The sequence below is a fragment of the Selenomonas sp. FC4001 genome (assembly GCF_000701565.1).
Taxonomy (GTDB): Bacteria; Bacillota; Negativicutes; order Selenomonadales; family Selenomonadaceae; genus Selenomonas_A; species Selenomonas_A ruminantium_B.
Genome location: NZ_JNJF01000013.1, coordinates 102,691 through 108,690, shown reverse-complemented (window position 1 = coordinate 108,690; position 6,000 = coordinate 102,691). Strand labels below are relative to the sequence as shown.

The 6,000-nt window shown below is 52.0% G+C and carries 4 protein-coding genes; 3 read left to right on the top strand and 1 reads right to left on the bottom strand.

What is annotated here, in order from left to right:
• The first annotated feature begins 145 nt into the window (after window positions 1-145).
• The 3 genes from tnpA to T320_RS06900 all read left to right on the top strand — a co-directional run bounded on the left by tnpA (window position 146) and on the right by T320_RS06900 (window position 4,275).
• Entirely contained in the window at window positions 146-610 is a 465-nt protein-coding gene (gene tnpA / locus T320_RS06910) for an IS200/IS605 family transposase (protein WP_037354312.1), read from the top strand.
• A 214-nt stretch (window positions 611-824) separates the two neighbouring features.
• Complete coding sequence (gene hcp / locus T320_RS06905; protein WP_037354310.1) at window positions 825-2,459, top strand: hydroxylamine reductase; 1,635 nt, start codon at window positions 825-827, stop codon at window positions 2,457-2,459.
• Between the two features lie 112 nt (window positions 2,460-2,571).
• The gene (locus tag T320_RS06900; protein ID WP_037354307.1) at window positions 2,572-4,275 is read left to right on the top strand and encodes an ABC transporter ATP-binding protein/permease; all 1,704 of its coding nucleotides are present in this window, start codon (window positions 2,572-2,574) and stop codon (window positions 4,273-4,275) included.
• A 709-nt stretch (window positions 4,276-4,984) separates the two neighbouring features.
• On the opposite strand, the gene T320_RS06895 is transcribed toward T320_RS06900, so the two are convergent.
• Window positions 4,985-5,776 carry a sulfite exporter TauE/SafE family protein gene (locus T320_RS06895; RefSeq protein ID WP_037354305.1) on the bottom strand — a complete coding sequence of 264 codons (792 nt, stop codon included), beginning with the start codon at window positions 5,774-5,776 and terminating at the stop codon, window positions 4,985-4,987.
• Window positions 5,777-6,000 lie beyond the last annotated feature (224 nt).

Genomic DNA, 6,000 nt, shown 5'->3' with positions numbered 1-6,000 from the left:
TTTTTGTTATTAGAAAACCCCTGGTTAGACCAGGGGTTCCGTAAAGCTTTAGCGATGAGTCTTTAAAGGAAAAGAAAAACCTCCCTAGAAAATAATTGTTGCGGTCCGTCAACTGCAAAATTATGAATAGGGAGGTTTTGTCGTAATGCAAAAGAACGACATCCATAGTTTATCACACACGAAATGGGAGTGTAAATATCACATTGTTTTTGCGCCGAAGTATAGGCGGAAAGTGTTTTTCGGGCAAATGAGGTATGAGATTGGAAAGATAATACGTGAATTGTGCAGATGGAAGGGGGTGAATTTACTGGAAGCTGAGGCATGTCCAGACCACATCCATATTTTGGTAGAGATACCACCGAAATTTAGTATATCGAACTTTATGGGATTTTTGAAGGGGAAGAGTAGCCTGATGATATATGAGAAATGGGGGAATATGAAATATAAGTATAGAAACAGACAATTTTGGTGTCGAGGATATTATGTGAGTACCGTAGGAAAGAACGAAAAGAAGATAGCGGAATATATAAAGCAGCAACTAAGTGAAGACCATATGGCCGAGCAGCTAACGCTAGAGGCGATAGACCCGTTTACGGGTAATCGGAAATAAGTAGCGTGTGGCGGACCGTACAAGCGCTTTTAAGCGCAGCTGGTAAAAAGAGGCCTTATAGGCCGTTAATGTAAAACCCCCGGCTAAGCCGGGGGATATTTATTTATTGTAACAAGCGTTACAGCATAAAGCGTTTTCCTTCGTTATAATGGCCTTGTAAACGAAAACAATGACGTATATTTTCATGTGTATTAGATAACGAGGAGCGTGCTTTATGGAAAAGAAAATGTTCTGCTATCAGTGTCAGGAAACTGCCGGCTGCAAGGGCTGCACCATGATGGGCGTCTGCGGCAAGACCCCGGAAGTGGCGGCTATGCAGGACCTGTTGATCTATGTGACCAAGGGGCTGTCGGCGGTAACCACCCGCCTGCGGGCTGAGGGCCGGAAGGTGGAGCCGCAGGTCAATTATCTCGTGACCATCAATCTTTTCATCACCATCACCAATGCCAACTTTGACCGGGAGGCCATTGTCGAGCGGATTGCCGAGACCTTGCGGGTGAAGCAGGAACTTCTGGCCAAATTGCAGGAGCGGGAGAATCTGCCGGAAGCGGCCCTCTGGCAGGAAAATATTGAAGGCTTTGCCGCACAGGCTGCCAAAGTTGGTGTGCTGGCCACGGAAAATGAGGACATACGCAGCCTGCGGGAACTCATCACGTATGGCCTCAAAGGACTGGCGGCTTATCAGAAGCATGCTAATGTACTGGGCTATGAGAACGAAGCCATTGATGCTTTCGTGCAGTCAGCGCTGGCTAAACTTTTGGACGACAGCCTCACGGGCGATGAACTCACGGCCCTGACGTTGGAAACGGGCAAGTGGGGCGTGGATGGCATGGCTCTCTTGGACAAAGCCAACACGGAAACCTATGGCAACCCGGAACTGACCAAGGTGGATTTGGGCGTCCGCAAGAACCCCGGCATTCTGATTTCCGGCCACGACCTCAAGGATTTGGAAATGCTATTGGAGCAGACGCAGGGCACGGGCGTAGATGTTTACACCCATGGGGAAATGCTGTCGGCTCATTATTATCCCAAGTTCAAAAAGTACAGCAACTTTGCCGGTAACTACGGCAATGCCTGGTGGAAGCAGAAGGAGGAATTTGCCTCTTTCAATGGCCCGATTCTCATGACCACCAACTGTGTGGTGCCGCCCAAGGCCAGCTATCAGAACCGCCTGTTTACCACAGGCGCGACCGGTGTGCCGGGCTGTCAGCATATTGAAGCCAAGGCGGATGGTTCCAAGGATTTCTCGGCCATCATTGAACTGGCCAAGAAATGCGCCGCCCCCACGGAATTGGAGCAGGGGCAGATTGTGGGCGGCTTTGCCCATGAGCAGGTCTTTGCTGTGGCCGATAAAGTAGTGGAGGCTGTCAAGAGCGGTGCCATCAAGAAGTTCGTGGTCATGGCCGGCTGCGACGGCCGCATGAAGTCCCGCGACTACTATGCAGAATTTGCCCAGGCACTGCCCAAGGATACGGTGATTCTCACCGCGGGCTGCGCCAAGTACAAGTACATCAAGCTGAATCTGGGCGATATCGGCGGCATTCCCCGGGTGCTGGATGCAGGTCAGTGCAACGACTCCTACAGTCTGGCCCTGATTGCGCTGAAGCTTAAGGAAGTCTTTGGCCTCAGTGATGTCAATGAACTGCCCATTGCCTACAACATTGCCTGGTACGAGCAGAAGGCCGTTATCGTGCTGCTGGCCCTCCTGCACTTGGGCGTCAAGAACATCCATCTTGGCCCCACGCTGCCGGCCTTCCTCTCCCCGAATGTGGCGAAGGTGCTGGTCGAAAACTTCGGCATTGGCACGATTTCCACGGTGGAAGAAGATATCAAGAAAATGATTGGCTGAAGCCGCATCCTAAACACCAAATAATTATTGCCACCTGCAAGTGAAAGGTCTATACTGAGATTGTTCCGTTTCATTACGGCGGAACAATCTCTTTTTTTATGGAGTGATGGATATGGGGAAACGCGGAGCATTCCGTGCTTTTTGGCAGCTGTTTCGGGGATATTGGAACAGCGAGCATAAGTGGAAAGCCAGAGGGCTGTTGGCTTTTGTTATCGGCCTGAATTTCTTTGGCGTGTATCTGCTCGTGCGGCTAAACAGCTGGTACAATGAATTTTACAATGCCCTGCAGCAGTATCAGGCAGACCAGTTTTGGCCGCTCGTGGGGGAATTTACGGGGCTGGCCATGCTCTACATCGTCATCGCCGTGTATGCCATTTACCTGCGGCAGGCGGTGCAGATAAAATGGCGCACCTGGCTTACGGATGCCTATCTTTCCCGCTGGCTGGACAAGCAGGTGTACTATCGCCTGCAGGTACTAGGCAGCGACACGGATAACCCGGATCAGCGAATCAGCGAGGACATCAATCAGTTTGTCAATCTTTCGTTGCAATTATTAATCGGTTTCTTAAAACAGATGACGACCTTGGCGGCCTTTGGCGTGGTGCTTTGGAATCTGTCCGGAGCCTTTACGCTGAACCTTGGCGGGCAGGAAATCATCATCTATGGCTATATGTTCTGGTTCTCGCTCTGCTATTCCGGCATTGGTACGGGCTGCGCTCATCTGGTCGGGCGGAAACTTATCGGTTTGAACTTCGAGCAGCAGCGCTTTGAGGCCGACTTCCGTTTCAATATGATGCGCGTGCGGGAAAACAGCGAAAGCATTGCCTTCTACGGCGGGGAAAATGCGGAGAACAAGGGCTTCCATGAGCGCTTTGCCAAGGTTATCAGCAACTTCTGGCAGCTCATGAAGCAGACGAAACTGCTGAATTTCTACGTTAACGGTTACGCACAGTTGGCTATTATCGTGCCGCTTATCTTAGCGGCACCGCAGTATTTTGCCGGAGGCATTGCGCTGGGCGGTCTGATGCAGACGGTATCTGCCTTCGGCCGGGTGCAGGATGCCCTGTCCTACTTTGTGGAGTCCTACGATACCATCGCGCAGTTGGCAGCGGTCGTCAGACGACTGGCAACCTTTACGGAGCATATGGACACTGCAGAAGAAGTGGAAGCCGGCATTCAGCGGCAGGCGGGCGGCACTGCTCTCGATGTCGAGGAGTTAAAGGTGCAGCTGCCGGATAGCCGTGTGCTGCTCGAAAACTGCAGCATGAATCTGCCCGCAGGCAGCCGCCTGTTGGTGACAGGAGCTTCCGGCTGCGGCAAGAGCACGCTTCTGCGCAGTTTGGCAGGAATCTGGCCCTATGGAGCCGGCAAATTGAAATTGACGGCGGGCAGCAGGTTATTGTTCCTGCCCCAGCGTCCTTATCTGCCATTGGGCAGTCTGCGCCGTGCGCTCCATTATCCCGGTACAGCTTCCGGCAGCGATAGTGAATTGCAGGCGGCACTGACGAAAGTGGGCTTGGAAAAATTCACCACGCGCTTGGATGAAATTGACGACTGGAGCCGCATCCTCTCTTTGGGTGAACAGCAGCGGCTCGCCTTCGCCAGAGTTCTTCTGCAAAAGCCTGACTGGGTGTTCCTGGATGAAGCTACGTCAGCCTTGGATGAACCGCGCGAGGCGGAAATGTATGAAATGCTGCAGGCGGAACTGCCCAAGATGGGCGTTGTCAGCGTGGGGCATAGGTCTACGCTCTTTGCCCAGCACCAGCAGGAATTGAAACTGGCTGGGGACGGTGGCTGGGAGTTACGGCCAATTTGAGTTTGATTTACATCGATATATAAAGACGCCCGGTGGCTGATAATATTTTCCTCTGCCTAAAGCGAAGGGAAAGTGTTATCAGCTACCGGGCTTTTGTGTAAATTGCAGTTTGTTGGGGCGTTCGTGGTAAAGGCATCTGGTTCATACGTAGTTTGGGGCCAGATGGGGGAGTAATTTTTCTGTTTTCCGCTAAACGACCCCTTCGTAAAGTAGAGCTGTCCAGTTACTCGCGCCGGGCAGGCCAACGGCGCTGCTTTCAGCGTATTTACTTAGCTGATTTCTACAGGGGCCGGCCTTCACTTCGTTCAGGCAGTCGCTCCCTACAGAAAAATCACTCCCCCGTCCGACCCAAGTTACGGCCTATACTATTGCCACGAACTCGTTGCTCCCGCAACAAGAACATCGATGTAATTGTCGCTTATCATCGAGAAAAATACATTTAATGCAGATGCAACTTAGGGCGGATGTGGTGATGCTTTTCGCCGTGGAACGACTGTCCGAACGCAGTGAGGACTGGCCCACCCACGGCATCAGCTAGACATTGAGCTGAACATACGCGCCGCCGGTCTTGCCCGGCGCAGGTAACTAAAAAGCCCATACATTTGCATGTGGGTCATTCAGTGCAACGGCGAAAAGTATTACCACATCCGCCCCTACTGAGCTGTAACAAATAAATTCAATCTCGCAATAACATCGACAAACTGCAATTTTACTGCGCACTCCCCATAAGTATCAGCCGACATCCCAAGGCAAACATGGCCAGGGACAGCAATGCCAGAATAACCTTGGATTTGGTTTTTCGGGAAATCTTTGCCCCAATCTGGGCGCCGATGGCGGCACCGATGGAGATGCAGATGGCGGGCAGCCAGATGATGTGGTCGAGCAGGAAGTGGGAGACCACGCCGAAGGCGGAGGAGGCCGCCAGTACGAAGTGGGAGGTGGCGGTGGCCATATGCACCGGGAAGCCTAAGAGATAAATCATCAGCGGCACATGGATAACGCCGCCGCCGATGCCGAAGATGCTCGACAGGAAGCCTACGCCGAAACTGGAGATAATACCAATCCATTTGTTGTAGGTGAAGTCCGGCGGCAGTTCGTGTACGTCTACAGGCGGTTTGCGGCGGCTGTTGATGTACATGATGGAAGCCATGAACAAGAGGAAGATGCCGAAGTAGAAGTTCAGCATGGGCTGGTTGAACTTGTCCACGATATAGGAGCCAAAGAAGGCACCGGGCAGGGTGGCCAGGGCAAAGGGAACAGCCGCCTTGAAATACACCCGCTTCTGGCGGATATAAGCAAGTGTTCCCGACAGGGCGTTGGCCATGACGATGACCAGAGAGGTGCCCGTAATCTGTGCGGCGGTTTCAAAGAAGGGATGGGCGGTGCCTGCCGACAGAAACAGGATGAAGATGGGGACGCAGATAAGGCCGCCGCCGATACCCACGAGCGTGCCGAAGGTGCCTACGAACAGGCCCAGTAATAAAAATAAAAGGATTTCCATGGAATGCCTCCTAGTGATGGGTACAGAAAACTTTTGTCAGGGGCAGGATTTTCCCGCCCTGAGTACGAATACTCATTATAGCATAAATAGCAGGACGGGACAAAACGGCCCGCTTGTGCTTCTTTATTAACAGAAAAATAACAAGGTTCAAACAAAGAGGAGGATTACCATGAGGTGGCTGGATTTATCCGGATGAATGGAAAATGACGACGTAATGAGTTCAG

Excerpts from the sequence above, each read along its gene's own strand:
- tnpA (WP_037354312.1), top strand. The coding sequence starts at position 146 with ATGCAAAAGAACGACATCCATAGTTTATCACACACGAAATGGGAGTGT.
- hcp (WP_037354310.1), top strand. The coding sequence starts at position 825 with ATGGAAAAGAAAATGTTCTGCTATCAGTGTCAGGAAACTGCCGGCTGC.
- T320_RS06900 (WP_037354307.1), top strand. The coding sequence starts at position 2,572 with ATGGGGAAACGCGGAGCATTCCGTGCTTTTTGGCAGCTGTTTCGGGGA.
- T320_RS06895 (WP_037354305.1), bottom strand. The coding sequence starts at position 5,776 with ATGGAAATCCTTTTATTTTTATTACTGGGCCTGTTCGTAGGCACCTTC.